Source organism: Neobacillus mesonae, from assembly GCF_023715155.1.
GTDB lineage: Bacteria > Bacillota > Bacilli > Bacillales > Cytobacillaceae > Neobacillus > Neobacillus mesonae_A.
This window is the reverse complement of record NZ_JAMBNQ010000002.1, coordinates 86,102-106,282: the sequence shown is the minus strand read 5'-3', so window position 1 is coordinate 106,282 and position 20,181 is coordinate 86,102. Positions and strand designations below refer to the sequence as shown.

General features: G+C 43.4%; 18 protein-coding genes. 4 read left to right on the top strand and 14 right to left on the bottom strand.

Going from position 1 to position 20,181, the window contains the following annotated elements:
• Nucleotides 1-69: 69 nt before the first annotated feature.
• From M3183_RS03335 to M3183_RS03325, 3 genes are all read right to left on the bottom strand, one after another.
• Nucleotides 70-1,143 (bottom strand): PQQ-dependent sugar dehydrogenase, encoded by a 1,074-nt coding sequence (locus tag M3183_RS03335; RefSeq protein ID WP_251466468.1) that lies wholly within the window; start codon nt 1,141-1,143, stop codon nt 70-72.
• An 841-nt stretch (nt 1,144-1,984) separates the two neighbouring features.
• On the bottom strand, nt 1,985-2,842 hold the full coding sequence (locus tag M3183_RS03330; protein ID WP_251466466.1) for a Cof-type HAD-IIB family hydrolase: 858 nt from the start codon (nt 2,840-2,842) through the stop codon (nt 1,985-1,987).
• Between the two features lie 76 nt (nt 2,843-2,918).
• Nucleotides 2,919-3,581, bottom strand: a complete 663-nt coding sequence (locus M3183_RS03325) for a DNA alkylation repair protein (protein WP_251466464.1) — start codon at nt 3,579-3,581, stop codon at nt 2,919-2,921.
• A gap of 192 nt (nt 3,582-3,773) precedes the next feature.
• On the opposite strand from M3183_RS03325, the gene M3183_RS03320 reads away from it, so the two are divergent.
• Nucleotides 3,774-3,929, top strand: a complete 156-nt coding sequence (locus M3183_RS03320; protein WP_251466462.1) for a hypothetical protein — start codon at nt 3,774-3,776, stop codon at nt 3,927-3,929.
• Nucleotides 3,930-3,977: 48 nt separating this feature from the next.
• Here the strand turns inward: M3183_RS03320 and M3183_RS03315 are convergent, their stop codons facing one another.
• From M3183_RS03315 to M3183_RS03265, 11 genes are all read right to left on the bottom strand, one after another.
• The gene (locus tag M3183_RS03315; RefSeq protein WP_251466461.1) at nt 3,978-5,072 is read right to left on the bottom strand and encodes a PRK06851 family protein; all 1,095 of its coding nucleotides are present in this window, start codon (nt 5,070-5,072) and stop codon (nt 3,978-3,980) included.
• Between the two features lie 155 nt (nt 5,073-5,227).
• Complete coding sequence (gene ybaK, locus M3183_RS03310; RefSeq protein ID WP_251466459.1) at nt 5,228-5,704, bottom strand: Cys-tRNA(Pro) deacylase; 477 nt, start codon at nt 5,702-5,704, stop codon at nt 5,228-5,230.
• Between the two features lie 497 nt (nt 5,705-6,201).
• Nucleotides 6,202-6,909 carry an ABC transporter ATP-binding protein gene (locus M3183_RS03305; protein ID WP_251466457.1) on the bottom strand — a complete coding sequence of 236 codons (708 nt, stop codon included), beginning with the start codon at nt 6,907-6,909 and terminating at the stop codon, nt 6,202-6,204.
• On the bottom strand, nt 6,909-7,688 hold the full coding sequence (locus tag M3183_RS03300; RefSeq protein WP_251466455.1) for an ABC transporter ATP-binding protein: 780 nt from the start codon (nt 7,686-7,688) through the stop codon (nt 6,909-6,911). Before M3183_RS03300 ends, M3183_RS03305 begins: the two co-directional genes overlap by 1 nt.
• On the bottom strand, nt 7,663-8,637 hold the full coding sequence (locus M3183_RS03295; RefSeq protein ID WP_251466453.1) for a branched-chain amino acid ABC transporter permease: 975 nt from the start codon (nt 8,635-8,637) through the stop codon (nt 7,663-7,665). Before M3183_RS03295 ends, M3183_RS03300 begins: the two co-directional genes overlap by 26 nt.
• A 15-nt stretch (nt 8,638-8,652) precedes the next feature.
• Nucleotides 8,653-9,534 carry a branched-chain amino acid ABC transporter permease gene (locus M3183_RS03290; RefSeq protein WP_251466451.1) on the bottom strand — a complete coding sequence of 294 codons (882 nt, stop codon included), beginning with the start codon at nt 9,532-9,534 and terminating at the stop codon, nt 8,653-8,655.
• Between the two features lie 118 nt (nt 9,535-9,652).
• Nucleotides 9,653-10,837, bottom strand: coding sequence for an ABC transporter substrate-binding protein (locus M3183_RS03285; RefSeq protein ID WP_251466449.1), 1,185 nt, complete (start codon nt 10,835-10,837; stop codon nt 9,653-9,655).
• A gap of 315 nt (nt 10,838-11,152) precedes the next feature.
• Nucleotides 11,153-12,400: an MFS transporter gene (locus M3183_RS03280; protein WP_251466447.1), complete on the bottom strand. Its 1,248-nt coding sequence runs from the start codon at nt 12,398-12,400 to the stop codon at nt 11,153-11,155.
• 150 nt (nt 12,401-12,550) lie between these two features.
• On the bottom strand, nt 12,551-14,401 hold the full coding sequence (locus tag M3183_RS03275; RefSeq protein WP_251466445.1) for an ABC transporter ATP-binding protein: 1,851 nt from the start codon (nt 14,399-14,401) through the stop codon (nt 12,551-12,553).
• Complete coding sequence (locus M3183_RS03270) at nt 14,373-16,130, bottom strand: ABC transporter ATP-binding protein (RefSeq protein ID WP_251466443.1); 1,758 nt, start codon at nt 16,128-16,130, stop codon at nt 14,373-14,375. The genes M3183_RS03275 and M3183_RS03270 overlap by 29 nt, the downstream gene beginning before the upstream one ends.
• Before the next feature lie 380 nt (nt 16,131-16,510).
• Entirely contained in the window at nt 16,511-16,855 is a 345-nt protein-coding gene (locus M3183_RS03265; RefSeq protein ID WP_251466440.1) for an ASCH domain-containing protein, read from the bottom strand.
• Between the two features lie 200 nt (nt 16,856-17,055).
• Between M3183_RS03265 and M3183_RS03260 the strand changes: the two genes are divergently transcribed.
• From M3183_RS03260 to M3183_RS03250, 3 genes are all read left to right on the top strand, one after another.
• A complete protein-coding gene (locus M3183_RS03260; protein WP_251466436.1) occupies nt 17,056-18,801 on the top strand; it encodes a carbon starvation CstA family protein in 1,746 nt (581 codons plus the stop codon).
• Between the two features lie 92 nt (nt 18,802-18,893).
• Complete coding sequence (locus M3183_RS03255; RefSeq protein ID WP_251466434.1) at nt 18,894-19,160, top strand: cory-CC-star protein; 267 nt, start codon at nt 18,894-18,896, stop codon at nt 19,158-19,160.
• Nucleotides 19,161-19,173: 13 nt separating this feature from the next.
• Nucleotides 19,174-20,100, top strand: coding sequence for an ArsA family ATPase (locus M3183_RS03250; RefSeq protein WP_251466432.1), 927 nt, complete (start codon nt 19,174-19,176; stop codon nt 20,098-20,100).
• Nucleotides 20,101-20,181 lie beyond the last annotated feature (81 nt).

Genomic DNA, 20,181 nt, shown 5'->3' with positions numbered 1-20,181 from the left:
CCCATTCTATCGGACAACACCGTACCATCCATACCTTATTGCTCTGTCCCATAGGAACAACAGCAACCATCATTCCAAACTTTCCTGCCGTACCCGGTACAATTTATCGTCCTTTTCATCAGGGTTCCCCCGGCCATCCGTGTTATTGCTGACAAAATACAGGTATTCGCCGTCAGCATACACATCACGGATTCTCCCAAGGCCGGTAATCACCGGCTTCATTCGTTTTGATTCCAAATTAAACAGTAAAACCGCATTGCCCCTTAATGCCGCAGCATAAAGGCGGCCATTATACGTCGCCATCCCTGAAGGTGCCCATGTCTCATTTCCCGATTGAAAAATTGGCGTTACCATCCCGGGCTTCTTTTCATTCCCTTGAATCACCGGCCAGCCGTAATTAGCACCAGGTTTAATCCTATTCATCTCATCATGTGCTGATGGACCATGCTCGCTTGCATATAACGTATTCCCAATCCACACCAAGCCCTGTGGGTTGCGATGCCCATAACTGTATACATAGGAGCCTGGAAATGGATTATCAGCCGGTATCGTGCCATCCAGGTTCATTCGCAAAATTTTCCCGTTCATTGATTTCAAATTCTGCGCTAAACCGGGCTCAGTTGCGTCCCCTGTTGTGATATACAGCTTGCCATCAGGTCCAATCTTCATCCTCCCGCCGTGGTGATAGGCCGCACTGGGAATCCTATCTAAAAGAATGGCCGTTTCCCTCCACTCATTTCCATTTAAAACTAAGACAACCACCCGATTAAACTGGCCGTGTGCCTCATCCCCATATGTATAATAGGCATACGCCTTTCGAGATTCAGGAAACTCCGGATCAAGTACAAAGCCAAGTAAACCGGCCTCAGCTGCCCGCGCCAAGGGTTTCTCCAATAACACACGCTGCCGTTCCGCTTTACCGCCGTCTATTTTAACGATACTGCCGGGCCTCTCGCTGATATAAAAAGTTTGGTCTAGTCGATTTATTGACCAAGGAACCGCTAAGTTGTCCGCTATGATTTCTACTTCCGGCTGCATGAGGGCGGCCTCACGCTCCTCCTGCGGTACCTGTTTTTTTTCGAAAAAAGAACATCCAGACACAAGCAGCACCAGCGTTAACAAAATAAATCCTATACGAGACATAAAACGGGGCCTCCTCCTTTTATGAAAGACCAATTACCTCATTTTTTAATTAGAGCTGTCCTTCATTCATTTGATGAAGGACCGTTCCATCCCGATTCTCGCTTATTTTGTCTTTCATCTCCCCTATGAAAGACAACTTCTGCTTCGAAAGTACCTATTCTGTCCTTCATCTCCCTTATGAAAGACAACTTCTGCCTTGATACCATCTATTCTGTCTTTCATCCCCCCTATGAAAGACAACTTCTGCCTTGATACCATCTATTCTGTCTTTCATCCCTAATATGAAAGACAACTTCTGCTTTGATACCATCTATTCTGTCCTTCATCTCCCCTATGAAAGACAACTTCTGCCTTGATACCATCTATTCTGTCTTTCATCCCACTTATGAAAGACAACATCTGCTTCGATACTATCTATTCTGTCGTTCATCCCCCCTATGAAAGACAACTTCTGCTTCGAAAGTACCTATTCTGTCCTTCATCCCCCTTATGAAAGACAACTTCTGCTTCGAAAGTACCTATTCTGTCCTTCATCCCCCCTATGAAAGACAACTTCTGCTTCGAAAGTACCTATTCTGTCCTTCATCTCCCCTATGAAAGACAACTTCTGCCTTGATACCATCTATTCTGTCTTTCATCCCACTTATGAAAGACAACTTCTGCTTCGAAAGGATCTATTCAGTCTTTCATCCCCCCTATGAAAGACTAATTCACCAGCTCACCAGATCATTTTGTCTTTCATTATCCTAAGGAAAGACAGCAGCTTCTCTCCACAAGCCTGTTTTGTCTATCATCACCTTTGTGATAGACCATTTTCACCTCGAAAAGACTATTTTGTCCCTCATTGCAACACTTCAAGGATTGCCTTGCCCACACCGCTTTCTTCATTACTTTCTGTAATCACATCACATAACGCCTTTATTTCAAAACTGGCATTTCCCATGGCCACTGCTCGTCCAGCCTTTTCCAGCATGGAGATGTCATTAAAATTATCGCCAATTGCCATCGTATCAGCTAAATCAATTCCCTTTGACTTCGTAAAGGCCTCAAGAGCAATGCCTTTTTGGGCATTTTTATGGTTTATTTCAATGTTTTCAGCGCCTGACTTCGTGACCTCTAACTCATCAAGATCAGTGAGTGATTCTCTTGCCCGCTCTAATTTGCCATCCTCAAACGAAAAAACTAGAATCTTATAAATCATCATATCTTCATTTGCAAACAACTGCTCATAATCTTCTACCATATGAATTAACCCGTCACGCACCCTTGCCCCTGCTGCATGGGTAATTTCGCCGCGGTCTGCTTCAGGATTGGCACTCATCACGATATCGACAAGGGTTGAAACCGCCTTATTGGCATCAATCGTAAAAGCCCCTTGATTGGTGTAGATCTCAAAATAGACATCATTCGCGTTTAACCTTGCGGCTGCCTCGCGTGCCAATGGCTTGGGAATTGGATTTGCAGAGATGACCTCGCCCTCTATTGAGCGTACCTCAGCACCATTTACACCAATCACTGGACAGCTCAAACCAGCTGCGTTTAAGACATAGACTGCCTCCTGATAGGACCTGCCTGTTGCGACAACTACTTCAACACCTTGGGCTTGTGCTTTTAAAATGGCCTGTTTATTTTCCTCCGGAATTTCCTGCATGGAATTCAATAAGGTTCCATCCATATCTGTTGCAATACATCTAATCATGCTAATCATCCTCTACACAAATATTACGGACATTTTACCATCTTTTTGAAAACTGGTCTTGTCATGAGTCCTATGGCTAATACTTGCTGCCCTCCCTGACACTTAATCGCGCTAACGTATTCCCTTCAATAAATGCCTTAACAGACATTGGATTAGTCTTGGAATACTCACGCAACGCCCAGCCGATTGCCTTTTGGATAAAAAATTCCTTACTGCCGGCATTAAGCCTTATGTATTGAAATAGCTTTTCCTCATTTGTCTTTTGCTTATATTTTAATTGAAAAAGAATGGCCGTCCTGCGCAGCCACATATCATCATGCTCGGCCCATGCATCAATCGTTTCCGACGCCGCTTCCGGATATACTTGAGCAATTTTTCCAACTGGCTTTGAGGCAAGGGGATCCACTGTATCCCACCAGGACTTCTTGGTTATCAAAGTCTCCATCAGTGCCAAGTCTTTTTTCCCCAGCCTCTTTAATGACTTTTCAATATAGGCCAATGCCGTATATTGATATTCCCTTTCCGCCTGCTCCCAAAGCTCTAGTATGAAATCTTGATTGAATGGCTCTTTTAATATTTCCGTTTCTTGGAAAAATTGCTTTTCAATTTCTTTTCTTTCAGGTGATTTAATTCCAAAGAAAGGGAAATGGTTCTTCATATATTTTTCCATTTGATCCGCATTAACAGGGTTTTGTCTCTCCTGAAAAAGCCTTGTTAATATAGTAATATTCGATTGCATGAAGGCACATCCTAACTAAAATGATCTTTTTTACCACATTCTATTTCTTTCCCAAAAATCCTTTTTCAAAAGATTAGCATGCATAGATTACTGCTATTGCGAATCAGCCGGCTTGGAAATCTGAGAATTAAGACAAGTATAAACCCACTCTCCAATGCCAAACTAACCTTGAGCGGATAGGAGGGATGACAGATGACGAAGAAATATAACAAAGGGAGCCGCAATCAAAATGCCCCTGAAGCTGGACATGCTGAAGCAGAATTTGCTGCTGAATTCACAAGCGGCGACAACAGCAAAGGCAATAAACGAAACAAAAGCCAGCAAAGCAAGACAAATCCTCATCAATAAAAATTGAGGCACTATGAGAAAAATCCCATAGTGCCTAGCCCCGTTCATTTAAACCTCGGCTAATTCATTAATTTCCTCTTCAATTTTGTTTTGGATTTTAGTAACAACAGAGAAGTCCATGGCGGCGACGTAGATAGCTTCAAGTTCATCGTGAAGTTCTTTTGCTTTGGCTAGATAGCTGGTTGCCTCTTCCATCTTCTTTTTATACTTAGTGGAGATATTGCTGATAAATTCTGCAAAGATTTCATCTGTTCCCTGTTCAATGAGGATTTCATACATATCAATGATTTCATCGCCATCCCGGCTCGGAAAATATTCATGCGGAGCGGTGCTGTCAAAAATAGCGATTCCCAATTCTCTAAAAATCAGCATATCCAGGCTGTTAGGGTCAAAGCCGCAGTGGTAAATTTCCACATCCACCCCGTGAGTTTCAGCCGCGGCGGCCAATTTTTTCAACATGGTTGACTTGCCGGAACCTGGGCGTCCTTTAATAAAATAACGCTTTGGAATTTCCTCTGTTAAATTTGGAACAAAGTCAACAGCCCCAACCGGAGTAGCGGCCCCTAAAAAGCGGTGGCGGACATCCGATTTTTTATTCAGTTTCATCTTTCCAAAAAAGGACTCAATTAATTTGTCTGTTAATTGATCTGCTTTTTGAAAATCCATGCTGTTAATATAGATTTTTTCCCAATCATCATGAATCTCTAATGCTTCTTTAAATGCATCATATGCTTTCGCGAAGGACTCTGAAATTTTTGCAGTCAGTGTTTCGATGTCTGCCTTTTGAGCAGCTAACGCCTTGGCATTCCAGGCTTCACCTAAGTTAATGTACTCTTCCACTGCACCCGGCGCCTTTGGTTCAATGACATGCGGAGCCGTACCGTCAACAATGCCCACTTTCAAAGCGGGAATGATGACCCCGTCAATCGAATTATTATCAGATGAACAATGTAAAAATTCAATATTAAAGCCTTTTTCGACCCATTTTTCGCCGACCTTTTTCATTAAGGACGATTTACCGGTACCCGGCCCGCCTTTTAAAATAAATAACCTGTTCAGCCCTTGTAGGTTGGAATCATACAGATTGTGGAAACCCTTAGCTGTATTACCGCCTGCAAAATAATTTCTAATTTTCCCTGCCATTTATCGACACTCCCTTTTTACAAGTCAACTGCGCCTCATTTGCCATGAAGACCGGCGAGTTTTTTCATTTTTGACATGAACTAATATTTTCACGATATCTTATGCAGTCAGCTTTTATAGGTGAGTGCCTATAACAATTTTTTAGGCTTAAAATTTTACTTTGTAATGGCGGTAATTTCTGCCTCCGTAATCTCCTTTAAATCTTTAGGAGCAATGACAATCTGCATGCCGATTTTTCCAGCACTGACGACCATTGACTCAAGCGGCAGGCAGCTTTCGTCAATAAACGTTTGATACTGTTTTTTCATTCCAATCGGAGAACAGCCGCCGCGGATATAGCCGGTCAGCTTTTGAATATCCTTGACATGGACCATTTCCATGTTTTTCTCACCGGCCGCCTTGGCTGCCCTTTTCAAATCCAATTCATCCGCCACGGGAATGATGAACACATAAATATTCCTGCTTGCACCTTGTGCTACAAGCGTTTTATAGACCTCTTTCAGCTCCTTGCCGATTTTCGCAGAAACAGACACGCCGTCAATTTTTCCATCTTTGTTATCGTATGTAAGGATTTCATAAGGGATTTTGTGTGTATCCAGAATCCGCATCGCATTTGTCTTGGATTGTGCCATAATGATTCATCCTTTTATAGTTATTTGAGTTCAGTATAACAGTTTCCAAATACGGATTCCTTCAGGGAAAACTATTTTAAATAAGGGGGACAAATTACCTTTCAAATGAATATTACCTGTCTCCCTAATCTCCTTTTATATCATTACTTAAATACCCTTATCATTACCTAAATACCTTTATCGGCAAATAGGTTTAGGTCTTGCTGAATTAATCCGTGTAACAACAAATGTAAAACGTTATGTAAAAAAAAATGTAATGGACGAAGCCAGCCAAAAGGAATGTCTAGAATTGATTACTTTTATTTCCGAGGAATTATTGCAAAATAATACTGACCTTCGTAAATTCATTCTGAACAGTGCGCTCTCATCATTGGAAAAAATTAAACCTCTGAAAAATAGTTTCGAGGCAGCAGAGTACAAGCAAGTATTAACTCGATTATTAAAAAATTTATAACTGAGATACTGCTTCAAGAACCAAAAAGAACGGGCATTTCGCTTCAATGCCCGCCCAGATAGGCCTTCCTGATTTGATCACTTTCTCCCAGTTCCGCGGCTGTACCTGCCGCGACAATTTTTCCCGTTTCAATCACATAAGCGCGATTCGCAACCGACAGTGCCATATTCGCGTTCTGTTCAACCAGCAGGATCGTCGTTCCTGTTTGGTTAATCTCCTCAATGATGCGGAAGATGGTTTTTACCAAGAGCGGTGCAAGCCCCATCGAAGGCTCATCTAATAGAAGGAGCCGCGGCCTGGCCATCAGCGCTCTTCCCATCGCCAGCATCTGCTGCTCACCGCCTGAAAGTGTACCAGAAAGCTGCTTGCGGCGTTCATGAAGACGGGGAAATAACTGGTACACCTTTTCGAAATCTTCCCGTATCCCCCTCTTATCCTTACGCAAAAAGGCGCCTAGTTCCAGGTTTTCCTCAACCGACATATTGGCAAATACACGGCGGCCTTCCGGAACATGGGAAATCCCGCGTTTTACAATTAACTGCGGCACTTTTCCGGCTACATGCTCATCTTCAAATAAAATCTTTCCGGTCTTTGGCTTTAGAAGCCCTGAAATGGTTTTTAACAGCGTACTTTTCCCGGCACCGTTTGCCCCAATCAATGTCACGATTTCACCAGGACGGATATCAAGGGAAACTCCCTTCAATGCATGTATATTGCCATAATAAACATTGATATCATTTACTTTCAGCATTACGAGACCTCCTCGCCCAAATACGCTTCGATGACCTTTGGATTGTTTCTGATTTGTTCTGGAGTGCCTTGTGCAATTAATTGACCATGATCCAGTACATATATACGTTCACAAACACCCATTACGAGGTTCATATCATGTTCGATTAATAGAATGGTTAAGTTAAACTGTTCACGGATTAAGCCAATCAAATTCATCAATTCCTCTGTTTCCTGAGGATTCATGCCTGCAGCCGGCTCATCGAGAAGCAGCAGCTTCGGACTTGCTGCCAGCGCCCGGGCAATTTCAAGCCGGCGCTGCTGTCCATAAGGCAGATTTCTAGCCTGTTCATACAGCACATCATCAAGCTTAAATATTTTTAAAAATTCAATGGCCTTTTCCTCCATTTCCCGCTCACCGGAAAAGTGGGAAGGAAGGCGGAAAATCGAACTGAAGATAGAATGCTTTGCAAGAGAATGATACGCAATTTTTACATTATCAAGGACCGTCAAATCACTGAACAAACGAATGTTTTGGAATGTCCGGCTGATCCCTTTTTTGGTAATTTTATGGGGAGCTAAACCTCTTAATTTATCCCCTTCTAGTGAAATACTTCCTTCAGTCGGCACATATACGCCTGTAAGCAGATTGAAAAATGTCGTTTTTCCGGCACCGTTTGGTCCAATCAGACCAACTAATTCCCCCTTTTGCAGTTCAAGGTTGACATCAGAAACAGCCTTTAGTCCGCCAAATTGGATACCTGCATGATCTACTTTAAGCAACGGTGTGTTTGCCGCCATCCTTGGACCCCCCTTTTGCAGACTTTCCCATTTTTAAGAATGCTGTTATTTCCTTTGTTCCCAATAAACCCTGCGGGCGGAACAGCATCATGACAACCAGTACCAGGCTGTAAATGATCATTCGCACTTCTGGATAATTGGAAAGGAAGGTAGAGATGATTGTTAAGAGAATGGCAGCTATAACGGAGCCTGACATACTTCCCAACCCGCCGATTACCACAAAAATTAAAATATCAAAGGACTTTAAAAATCCAAAGTTCGGCGGCTGGATGATATAAAAGTTATGGGCGTGAAGGGCACCAGCCACTCCGGCAAAAAAGGCACCGATGATAAATGCCATAACCTTATAATACGTAGTATTGATCCCCATGGCATCGGCAGCAATCTCATTCTCTCTAATGGAGAGGCAGGCACGTCCATGAGTGGAATTGGTGAAGTTTGCAATGACAATAATGGTGATCAGAACACAGGTAATTACCCATGGCCATGTGGTCAAGTGCGAAACCGTCATTCCGCTCGCACCGCCGACATACTCAATATTTAAAAATACGATTCTCATAATCTCGCCAAATCCAAGTGTAGCAATTGCTAAATAGTCGCCGCGCAGTCTTAAGGTCGGAATCCCGATAATTACCCCAGCCGCTGCTGCAGCAATCCCTGCAGCAAGAATAGCCGCTGGGAACGGCAGCCCCAATTTCATCGTCATAATAGCTGAGGCATAGGCACCAATCGCAAGGAAGCCGGCGTGTCCAATGGAGAACTGCCCGGTAATCCCGATAATGAGGTGAAGGCTTACCGCCAGGATGATATTAATGCAGATTGAAAAAAGTGTATTAACATAGAAAGGGTTTAATGTTCCCCCGGAAATAAGAAATTGCACTACTACTGAAAAAATGACGGCTAAAACGATTGAGAGCCAAAAACCTTTTAAGTGTTTACCAGATTTCATCGCTAAAGCCACCCCCTAGACTTTTTCCCTGACATTTTTACCAAATAATCCGGCAGGACGGAAAATCAAGATTAGAATTAATACGACGAAAGCCACACCATCACGCCATAGAGAGAAGCCCGCCGCACTGACAAGCGCCTCGATGACACCAAGCAGCAATCCCCCCGCCATGGCACCAGGGATAATACCAATACCGCCTAATACAGCCGCAACGAACGCCTTAAGCCCCGGGATAATCCCCATCAATGGTTCAATTTTTGTATAATACATTCCAAAAATGACGCCTGCTGCACCGGCAAGCGCAGAGCCAATGGCGAATGTGGCAGAAATGGTGTTATTCACGTTAATCCCCATTAACTTAGCCGCGTCCATATCATGGGAAACCGCCCGCATCGCTTTGCCAATTTTAGTTTTATGAACGATAAATTGCAGGACGATCATGAGGAAGAACGAAACGGCTAAAATCAACAAGGACTGGCCGCTGATCTTTACTCCAAAGATTTCAATGCTTTTAAGTGGAGCAATCCCGCTTGGATAGGCTTCCGGCTGGGCGCCCCGAATATAGATTGTGCCATATTCAATAAATAGGGAAACGCCAATGGCTGTAATTAAAGCCGCAATCCTTGTAGCATTTCGAAGCGGTTTGTAGGCAATCCGTTCAATCAAGACACCAAAAATGGCGCAGGCTGTCATGGAAATCAATAAGGCAGGGAAAAGTCCCAAATGAAAAAATGTGATAGAATAGAAGCCGATAAATGCACCGACCATGAAAACATCTCCATGGGCGAAATTGATTAATTTAACGATACCGTAAACCATTGTGTACCCTAGGGCAATCAATGCATAAATACTTCCCAAGGAAATACCGTTGACAAGCTGCTGTATGAATTGTTCCATGTCTGCAACTCCTTCCAAATGGGATAGGAAATTGTTCCCACTCCTTGAAAATTGGAATAGGGAACATGTACATGCCCCCTATTCATTTTGAGCGTTATAAAATTTACTAAAGTCTACATTATGGATTCACTTTTGTTTTAAATACTTGCTCCCCATCTTTATATTCCAAAATAACAGCAGACTTGATTGGATTATGTTTATCATCAAGCTTCATTTTTCCAGTGACAAGCTCTAAGCCGTCAGTTTCAGCAAGCGCCTTTTGAATTTTTTCTGTATCTGTGCTGCCGGCGCGCTTAATCGCATCCGCAATAAAGTAAGCAGAGTCATAACCTAAAGCATTAAAAGCATCAGGTGATTTGTCCTTATATTTTGCTTTAAAGGCTTTTACAAATTCCTGTACCTTTGGATCAGAGTCTCCGGAAGAGTAGTGGTTCGTAATAAATGTATTGTTTAAAGCGTCCTTGCCGGCTAGTTCAATCAGCTTAGGTGAATCCCAGCCGTCAGCCCCCATCATTGGAGCCTTAATACCTAATTCACGGGCTTGTTTTACGATTAAACCAACCTCTTCATAATATCCAGGGACAAAAACGAAATCTGGAGCTGCCCCTTTAATATTTGTTAATTGGGCATGGAAGTCGGTATCTTTCGCAACATATGCCTCTTCTTTCACAATTTGGCCGCCTTCTTTTGTGAACAATTCTTTAAAGGACGCAGCAAGGCCTTTCGAATAGTCGCTTGCACTGTCAATAAAGATTGCAGCTTTTTTAGCCTTCAGTTCATTAATTGCAAAGTTTGCTGCCACTGTTCCTTGGAATGGGTCAATAAAACATGTACGGAAAACATAATCATTCAATTTGCCGTCTTTAAATGTAACATCCTCAGCAGTGCCGGTAGGTGTTAATAATGGAATCTTATTGCTTCCGGCAATTTCAATTTGTGCCTTTGTATTTCCGCTTGTGGCGGCGCCGATAATAGCCGTAACCTTGTCCTGGCTGATTAATTTAGTCGCACCATTAATGGCCTCCGGTGCTTCAGACTTATTATCAAAAGGAACAAGTTTTAGCTTTTTCCCATCAATTCCTTCTTTGTTGATTTCCTCAAATGCCAAATCAATCCCTTCTTTAATGGATTGACCATAGGACGCAACCCCGCCTGACAATTCAAGGTTGGCACCGATTAAAATATCGCCGCCCTTGTCAGAAGCTTTGTCTCCGCCCCCGCTTGTGCTGGAACTACAGCCTGCCATTACCCCCGCTGCAAGTAACAATGATGCCAAAATACCTGCTGCTTTTTTCTTTCTCATGGCTTTACCCCCTGTTTTCTCTTATTTTCCCAAGATAAAATTCTAAGTGTTGCCAAAAAAGATAATATTCTGAAAACATTGTACATAATATTTTTAAGTTCGTCTAGTCTAATTACGCACTATTTTAAAATAATTTATAAAATGACATTTTTCTACTTAATTCCTATGCCGTCACGCTTTACTCCAACAAAGTAATTAAGATTTACTTTACCATTTTTATAAAAACGGCAGGCGATTATTTTGTCTAAATATAATAGTTTTTCGTTATCATCAAAACAAGGAGATTCCCGTTTTAGGAATCTCCAAAGTAAAATCTTATGCCAGCTCTTTTTGCTTCGTTTCTTTTCCCAAAATCCATACGGCTAACGCGCCAATTAATATGGAAATACAGAAAATCGTAAAGATTGTTGAAACAGAAAACTTTTGTGTAACGAGATAACCGACTAACAATGGCCCGAGAATGCCGCCAATACGGCCAACCGCAGCGGCCATTCCAGAGCCGGTTCCGCGGATGATAGTTGGGTATAGTTCTGGGGTGTAGGCATATAGGCCGCCCCAGGCACCAAGGTTAAAAAATGATAATAGAATACCAGCTGTCATGAGCAGTGCCGTTGAATCAGCGGTTCCAAATAGATAAGCACTGGCTGCCGTACCAATAAGGTATACCACTAGGACAAACTTCCGGCCAAACCGTTCAATGCACCAGGCTGCGGTAAAATAACCAGGAAGCTGTGCCAATGTCATGATTAAGACATATTCAAAACTTTTAATCAAACTAAATCCTTTCATGACCATGACACTTGGGAGCCAAAGAAACATCCCATAATAAGAGAAAACGACACAGAACCAAACAATCCAGATCATCGCTGTCTGTCTTGCATGTTCTTGAGACCACACTTTTGCAAGATTTTCAAACACTGAAGTTTTCGCCTTTTGTTTTACAGCCGTAAACTGCGGTGAATCTGGGAGCCCCATCCGTAAATAAATTACATAAAATGCTGGAAGGGCACTAATGATTAAAGCAATCTGCCAGCCGTAAGAAGGAATAACAAAATAAGATATTAATGCTGAAACCAGCCAGCCCACAGCCCAAAAGCTTTCCAAAAGGACGACCGTGCTTCCTCGCTTTTCAGCCGGCACACTTTCTGAAACAAGTGTTGAAGCGACCGGAAGCTCTCCTCCCAAACCTGCCCCAATTAAAAATCTTAAGATTAAAAAGATGGTTAAACTGCTTGCAAAAGCGGAAACCCCGCTGGCAAGTGAAAAGAGTAACAATGTAATCAGAAAAACACTCTTCCGGCCCGCTTTATCGGCCATTAATCCAAACACAAACGCACCGACAGCCATTCCTATGGAATTGACACTGCCAATCCAGCCCATCTGCCCTGGGGTTAAATTCCATTCCACCTGCAATGCAGCAATGATAAAGCTCAGCATCCCGACATCCATGGCATCAAACATCCAGGCCGTTCCTGCAATCCCTAACAGTTTCCGGCTTGATATTTCTTTATGCCCAAATTTGCCATGCAAATGTCCGCTATAAATCCCCTTTGTATTTTCCATTTTCTTAACCCCCCTCTGTCTAACAAGTTAGTAAAAGTATTCCCTAACTGTTTTCAAAATACTTATTTTGCTTGTCTACATATGTATTTTAACAGGTGTCTTTACACTTGTCACTAACAAAAAAGGAGAGATTTTCTCTCCCCCCTAAAGTTAAGTGGCTGATTCCACATTTTTAAACTGATTATAAAACATCTGATAATACCGACCATGCTGCCTCATTAATTCATCATGGCTGCCTTTTTCAATAATTTGTCCGTTATCAATCACCATAATGATATCTGCATCACGAATGGTGTTGAGCCGGTGGGCAATGATAAAACTGGTTCGGTTTTCTAGTAATGCAAGCAATGCCTTTTGAATATAAAGCTCTGTCCTCGTATCAATGCTGCTCGTTGCTTCATCTAAAATTAGGAGGGCTGGTTTTGCCAATATCACTCTGGCAATGGCCAAAAGCTGACGCTCCCCTTGGCTGAGATTGCCGCCGTTTTCCGTGAGCACGGTATCATAACCTTTCGGAAGGCGGCTGATAAATCCTGCAGCCCCCGCCATCTGCGCCGCTCTTTCCACTTCTTCAACGGCCGCATCCGGTTTCCCATACTTTATGTTTTCTTTAATCGTCCCGGAAAATAAATACGTATCCTGAAGCACAAAACCAAAGCAGCGCCCCAGCGAATCCCGCGTATAATCTCGAATATCAAGGCCGTCCAGCAAAATTCTCCCGCTCGTAACATCGTAAAATCTTGTTAATAGATTCACCACTGTCGTTTTTCCGGCTCCCGTCGGTCCGACAAGGGCGATGCTTGTGCCAGCCTCCGCTTCAAAGCTAATGTTTTTCAAAATGGGCACATCCGGGCGGTAGCCAAAGCTGACATTTTCAAATACAACATGGCCCTGCGGCTGCTCTAACTTTACAGCATCCCTTGGATCAGTCGTTTCCTCCTCTTCATCAATCGTCTCAAACACCCGCTCTGCACCGGCAACACCAGATTGAAGGATGTTAAAAATATTTGCCAGATCATTAAGAGGCCGGACAAATTGCCGTGAATAGGTGATAAAGCTGGCGATGACCCCCACCGTGATATGCCCCTTTACAGCTAAGATGCCTCCGACAACTGCTACAATGGCAAATCCAAGATTGTTAATAACGTTCATAATCGGCATCAGAAACCCGGACCAAATTTGCGCCTTAAGGCCGACCTCGCGGAGACTCCTATTCACTTGGCCAAATTCCTCAATTACCTTTTCTTCATGGTTAAATGCCTTTACTACTTCAATTCCCGTAATGGTTTCTTCAATCTGGCCATTTAACTTTCCAAGTTCAATTTGCTGTTTTTTAAACAAAACGCTTGTCCTTTTAGCAATGGACTTTGTTAATAAAAACACAAGCGGAATAGTGACCATACTGGCTAACGTTAGAATTGGGCTTAAGAAAATCATCATCACAAGCGAACCAGTAAGAATCACAATTCCTGACATTAGCTGGGTGGTAGATTGTGAAATTGTATTGCTGATATTATCTACATCATTTGACAGCCTGCTCATCAGTTCACCGTGCGACCGTGCATCGAAAAAGGAAACAGGAAGCTTTTGCAGTTTTTTAAACAGAGCATCCCTTAAGCTTTTCACAATCCTGCCGCCAACCCCGGCCATCAGCCAGCCCTGAAGCCATGTCAGAACAGCATCAGCAATATAGGCAGTTGTTAAAATCACGATCATACCTTCTAAAAAGCTAAAGTTCACTTTTCCTTGATTCAAGCTCATGGCATCAATCGCCTTCCCGATAAGAAAGGGATTTAGAAGCATTAAGACTGAATCAATCAAAATAAAGAGAAAAATAAACGTAAGCATTCTTCGTTCCTTGCCGATATAACCCCATAACCGTTTTAGAGTACCCGTGAAATTCTTCGGCTTGACAACCGGACCGCCGCGGCGGTGGTGTCCGCCTGGTCGAAGCGGCGGCGGTGTTACCGGGTTATTCTGCTGCACTGGTCCCTTCGCCATGGACGGACACCTCCTTGCCAATTTGCGAGCGGTAAATCTCTTGATATACCTGACAATCCTTGATCAATTCCCGGTGGGTCCCAACTCCGGCAATCCGGCCTTGGTCAAGCACAACGATTTTATCTGCATCTATAATTGATGTAATCCGCTGTGCAATTAAAATACATGTAAGGCCTTGGGCATACTTTCTTAACCCTTCCTTAATTTTTGCCTCAGTGGTTACATCAACAGCGCTTGTGCTGTCATCAAGGATGAGGATTTCCGGTTTCTTTACCAGTGCCCTGGCTATGGAAATCCGCTGCTTCTGACCGCCGGAAAAATTAACTCCTCCCTGGCCGATGGCCGTTCCATAGCCTTCTGGCTTCGTGAAGATAAAGTCATGTGCACCGGCAATCTTTGCTGCTTCTTCTATGTCACTTTCTGCCGCATCCTCTTTCCCCCAGCGAATATTGTCCGCCACACTTCCTGTAAATAAGATATTTTTCTGCGGCACAAAGGCAATTTCTTCACGCAGATTCTTCGGGTTGATTTGAGTAACGTCCTCTCCACCAACTTTGACTGTGCCTTGAACGGCGTCATAGAAGCGGGGGATAAGGCCGACTAAAGTGCTTTTTCCAGAGCCGGTGGACCCAATGATTCCAACTGTCTCCCCTGGAAGAATGGTGAGATTAATATGTTGCAGCACCTGCTCACTTCCGGAATCTTCATAGGAAAAAGAGACATCCTCAAAGTCAATTCTTCCTTTTTGGATATTCTGTGTAAAAGCTTCTTTCGTCCAGCTCTGTCTGCTTTCCTGGGAAAAAACCTCGCCAATTCTGCCAGCCGATGCCCTTGCCCGGACAAACATATTAAACACCATCGATATCATCATCAATGAAAATAAAATTTGTGTCATATAGTTAATGAAAGCAATGATATGGCCTACTTGGATATCGCCGGACTCTACTCCTAACCCGCCAAGCCAAATAACAACCACGATACCTAAATTCACCGTCAGCATGATGGCAGGGCTGAACACCGACATCAGCCTGCTTGCGGCGATAGAGCTGTCCTTAAACTGATTATTCACTTTGGTAAACTTGTCAATTTCCACATCAAAGCGGTTAAACGCCTTTACCACCCTCACACCTGATAAATATTCCCTGATGACACTGTTCACTCCATCCAGCGCCTTTTGCACTTTGCCAAAGAGCGGGAAACCGAGCCGCAGGTTAATCATAATGAAGATGGCAACAAGCGGAACCACGACGGCAAGGACCACGGCAAGGTGGAGGTTAAGCCTTGCTGCCATAATCAGTCCGCCAATAGCAAGCAGCGGTGACTTCACGAACACACGCATCAACCCATTCACAAAGATTTGCACCTGGGTAACATCATTGGTCAGCCGGGTAATAAGGGATGCGCGGTCAAATTGATCAAGGTTCTTAAAGGATAAAGATTGAATCTTTTTAAATAAATCAAACCGCAGCTCTGCCCCAAAATGCTGGGAGGTAATACTGGCTAAAATACTTCTCATGGATGCCGCAACAGCCCCGCACGCCGTAACCAGCAGCATCACTCCGCCATTTTTTAACACAAAATCGATATCACGGTTTGCCACACCTTCATCGATAATCTTTGCGATAATCGTTGGCTGCAGCAAATCACAAATCGCTTCAAGCGTAAGAAACATAACCGCCGCACTAAAAGACAGCCAATATTTCTTTATATATTTTTTAAAAGCTTTCATATACAGGCTCCTCGAGCTTTGATAAAGCTATTATAATTTTGTTTTAAAAAAATAGACAATGATTTGAGCTTCAAGGGGGATGACGGTGTAGGATTTGGCTGGCAGCTAGCGGATGAGTTTGGAAATTAGCGGGTGGTGGGCTATTAGCGGATAAGCTTGATTAATTAGCGTATGGCTTTTTATTGGCGGATAACCCTCCATAATTACCGGATAAGCCCCCTCAATTAGCGCATAAGCTCTCTTAATTAGCGTACAACCCTTTAGCAAATAGCTCTTTATTACCCAATCATCCCGCCCCAATCAGCGCATTACACCTCCCTAAGAGCATTCCAACACTGAAAAAAACGGCCCACAGCAAATGCTGCGGGCCGAACACCTTATTATTTAACCGGGCTGAATTCATGCACCCAGACTCTCATCTGCGGCAGCCACGGCATTCCAGGATGTATGGATAAAATCGATTGTTTATAGTCTTCCAATGATTTGAACCCTTCGCGGCGGGCATCGTCATCTGTCAGCTCGCCCAAGCTTTGGGAATATACTTTATCGACGACAAACTGTTTTCCTTCAAGGGTCATAATTTCACCAGGGTCGGCATATCGGCCGTTGCGGCGTGTAGCTGTTTTTTCCCCGGAAAGCACCTTCTTAACATCTTCTTCCACTGTTACTAATTTTTCAATTGGACCCGTCTTTGGCGGCATCGTGTTCTGATCATTTTGCGTCATCTGTTATTCCTCCTTTTTCCAATTCATCTACTTATATTACCATGATAAATTCTGAAGTAAAAGTTTTCGCTATATATTTTACCACAGTGGAAATGTAAGTTCTAAATATTCCGATTATAATATCTGTCATCCTTCATATACTTGGTACTATACAGGTGGTTCCAAAGTCTGCCTGTAAAAAATAAATAGGGGGAGATGGAATGTCTGCAATCTGGTTAGCGGTAATTGGAACCATTGTGTTTATCCTTGGTTATCGCTACTACTCAAAATTTGTGGCAGAAAAGATTTATCGTCTTGATCCCAACTTTGTAACTCCTGCACATGAATTTAGGGATGATGTAGACTTTGTTCCTACGAAGAAAATTGTCTTATGGGGGCACCATTTTACATCGGTTGCCGGTGCAGCGCCTATTGTCGGACCAGCCATCGCGGTGTATTGGGGCTGGCTGCCTGCATTATTGTGGGTCGTACTTGGCACGGTCTTTGCCGCGGGTGTCCATGATTTTGGCACGCTCGTATTATCTGTCCGCAACAAAGGTCAATCGGTCGGCACCCTGGCCAATAAGCTCATCGGCAAACGGGCCAAACTATTATTCTTATTTATTATTTTAATTCTCGTATTAATGGTAAATGCCGTCTTTGCCTGGGTGATCTCCAACCTTTTTGTAAAATTCCCAGCAAGTGTTCTGCCTGTCTTTATTCAAATTCCTTTAGCCGTATGGATTGGCTACACCGTTTATAAAAAGCAAAAGAAGATGCTGGTGCCATCCTTAATTGCATTGGCAATCATGTATGGAACAGCTGTTTTATCGAGCAGAATTCCTGCTTTACAGATTGATTTAGTCAAATATTTAGGCGGTCCGGATGCAACGACATTATTTGGACTTAGCGGCGTCTCCATGGCTTTCTTTATCTGGATTATTGTTCTTATGGTGTATTGTTATTTTGCCTCAACTCTGCCAGTTTGGAAGCTGCTTCAACCGCGGGACTTTATTAACTCCCATCAACTAGTTGTTGGGCTTTTCATCATGTACTTGGGATTATTCTTTTTAAACCCTGAAATTACGGCACCGATGACAAACCCGGCAGCCACAGATAAATCATGGTTCCCGCTCCTATTCATCACAATTGCCTGCGGTGCGATTTCCGGTTTCCATGGGCTTGTATCATCTGGAACCTCATCAAAACAATTAAACAATGAAATGGATGCCCGCTTTGTGGGTTATCTCGGCGCAATCGGCGAAGGATTTTTGGCACTTATTTCGATTATTGCCTGTGTCAGCTTGTTTGCGAATGCCGGGGAATTTAAAGAGGCTTATAGCAGCTTTAGTGCGGCAAACGGCGGAGGCTTAGGCAACTTTATTCAAGGCGGTGCCAACCTCGCAGGAGGCATTGGAATACCTGCCGATATCGCTATGACCATTATCTCAATTATTGTGGTCAGCTTTGCCGCCACTACATTGGATTCCTCTGTCCGTTTAATGAGATATATTATTGCGGAATTGGCAGATGAGTATAACTTCAAGCCGTTAACAAAGACGCATGCCGCAACCGCTGTGGCTGTTGCTTCCAGTGCGGCGTTAGTGCTCTTGCCAAAAGGGCCGAACGGCTTTGGTTCCGGCGGTTATCTGTTATGGCCGTTATTCGGGACAGCCAATCAGCTGCTCGCGGGCATCAGTTTATTGCTCATCTCCGTCTGGTTGAAGCGGCTTGGACGCAACTATATGATCACCTTTATTCCAATGGTCTTTCTATTATTTATGACCGTCTGGGCAATGGTGCAGCAGGTCGTGTTTGAATGGTCCGGGCTGGGTGCAGCCGATGCCAATATGCTGCTGTTTATCTTCGGCGCAATCATCCTTGTCTTCGCCATTTGGATTACCATCACGGCACTGATTGAATTATCAAAAAAAGGCGACCTAGCCAAAATTGATCCAAATATGTAAGCTCGACGGGGACCTGGCTGCCTCCGGGTTTCCCTTTTATTTTCGTATATCACGAATTCAGTGATCATTTTTCAAAAAAGCTGGTGACATATATGAAGAACCTATCTGAAGGGGTTAAAAAACTTTTGCAGCTTTACGAGGACATCATTTCTGTTAACCACCGCTCTGAGATTGCCCGGGAACTTCGGGATGAGGATGATTTATTCCTATTTCTCTGCCTGTCTGAAACGCTTGGCCTCCCCAATCCAGCAAGCTACTACACCTTGGAGCTGTATCCTTACATGCTTGAAAAATTTCATGACTGGCATCTTCGGATGGGGATGGAAAAATCACCGCTGACCGGATTCCGCTGCTGTTAAAGGGGGATATAATATGAAAAAAACATGGTTTGTCGGGGGAAAAGGAGGAGTGGGCAAATCCACCAGTGCTGCCGCTTTTGCTCTTTTATTATCACAGCAGCAAAGAAAGACCCTGCTCGTATCCACAGACCCTGCCCACAACATCGGAGATATTTTCCACAAGCCTTTGAAAAATAGGCCAGTTGAAGCGGCTCCCAATCTTGATGCCATTGAAATCGACCCTGCTGCCGAAAGCCGCAGCTATATTAAAACCGTGAAAGAAAATATTCGCGGCGTTGTCAGCGCCCACATGCAGGAGGAGGTTAACCGGCAGATTGATGCTGCGGGCTCTTCCCCCGGAGCAGAGGAGGCTGCCTTATTTGACCGCATTGTTTCTATTATCCTCGATGAGGGAGAGCAGTACGAATCAATTGTTTTTGATACAGCACCAACCGGCCATACCATCAGGCTTTTAACACTCCCTGAAATCATGGGCGTATGGATTGATGGAATGCTGGAAAGAAGAAAAAAAGCAACCGACAACTACACACAGCTGTTAAATGACGGCGAGCCTGTGGATGATCCGATTTACAAAGTGCTGCAAAGAAGGAAACAGCGATTTGCTGCTGTAAGACGAATCTTATTGGACAATCAGTCAACCGGCTTCCTCTTTGTCCTAAATGCTGAGCGTCTGCCTATTTTGGAAACCGCCAAGGCGCTGAAACTGCTGGAAAAACACGGACTTAAAGTCCAAACGCTCCTTATCAATAAAATCCTTGGAGAAGAAGCGGACGGAGAATTTTTACAAAAAAGAAAGGTCAATCAAAAGGAGTATCTCACGTGGATTAAACAGGAATTTCCCAACCAGGAAAAATGCTATATTCCACTATTTCCAACTGATATCAATTCCATTTCTTTGTTAACTAGTTTTGCAGAACATGTAAAAATAGAAGCTTTTTAGAAAAAGATTAGGGTACTTCCAATTTGGAGTACCCTTTCTTATTGTAGATTCTTAAGCACAAATGGAAAGAACTCAATTTGT

Bases quoted from the DNA above. Each gene is read 5' to 3' on its own strand.
- M3183_RS03335 (WP_251466468.1), bottom strand. From the start codon at position 1,143: ATGTCTCGTATAGGATTTATTTTGTTAACGCTGGTGCTGCTTGTGTCT.
- M3183_RS03330 (WP_251466466.1), bottom strand. From the start codon at position 2,842: ATGATTAGATGTATTGCAACAGATATGGATGGAACCTTATTGAATTCC.
- M3183_RS03325 (WP_251466464.1), bottom strand. From the start codon at position 3,581: ATGCAATCGAATATTACTATATTAACAAGGCTTTTTCAGGAGAGACAA.
- M3183_RS03320 (WP_251466462.1), top strand. From the start codon at position 3,774: ATGACGAAGAAATATAACAAAGGGAGCCGCAATCAAAATGCCCCTGAA.
- M3183_RS03315 (WP_251466461.1), bottom strand. From the start codon at position 5,072: ATGGCAGGGAAAATTAGAAATTATTTTGCAGGCGGTAATACAGCTAAG.
- ybaK (WP_251466459.1), bottom strand. From the start codon at position 5,704: ATGGCACAATCCAAGACAAATGCGATGCGGATTCTGGATACACACAAA.
- M3183_RS03305 (WP_251466457.1), bottom strand. From the start codon at position 6,909: ATGCTGAAAGTAAATGATATCAATGTTTATTATGGCAATATACATGCA.
- M3183_RS03300 (WP_251466455.1), bottom strand. From the start codon at position 7,688: ATGGCGGCAAACACACCGTTGCTTAAAGTAGATCATGCAGGTATCCAA.
- M3183_RS03295 (WP_251466453.1), bottom strand. From the start codon at position 8,637: ATGAAATCTGGTAAACACTTAAAAGGTTTTTGGCTCTCAATCGTTTTA.
- M3183_RS03290 (WP_251466451.1), bottom strand. From the start codon at position 9,534: ATGGAACAATTCATACAGCAGCTTGTCAACGGTATTTCCTTGGGAAGT.
- M3183_RS03285 (WP_251466449.1), bottom strand. From the start codon at position 10,837: ATGAGAAAGAAAAAAGCAGCAGGTATTTTGGCATCATTGTTACTTGCA.
- M3183_RS03280 (WP_251466447.1), bottom strand. From the start codon at position 12,400: ATGGAAAATACAAAGGGGATTTATAGCGGACATTTGCATGGCAAATTT.
- M3183_RS03275 (WP_251466445.1), bottom strand. From the start codon at position 14,401: ATGGCGAAGGGACCAGTGCAGCAGAATAACCCGGTAACACCGCCGCCG.
- M3183_RS03270 (WP_251466443.1), bottom strand. From the start codon at position 16,130: ATGAAAGCTTTTAAAAAATATATAAAGAAATATTGGCTGTCTTTTAGT.
- M3183_RS03265 (WP_251466440.1), bottom strand. From the start codon at position 16,855: ATGACGCAAAATGATCAGAACACGATGCCGCCAAAGACGGGTCCAATT.
- M3183_RS03260 (WP_251466436.1), top strand. From the start codon at position 17,056: ATGTCTGCAATCTGGTTAGCGGTAATTGGAACCATTGTGTTTATCCTT.
- M3183_RS03255 (WP_251466434.1), top strand. From the start codon at position 18,894: ATGAAGAACCTATCTGAAGGGGTTAAAAAACTTTTGCAGCTTTACGAG.
- M3183_RS03250 (WP_251466432.1), top strand. From the start codon at position 19,174: ATGAAAAAAACATGGTTTGTCGGGGGAAAAGGAGGAGTGGGCAAATCC.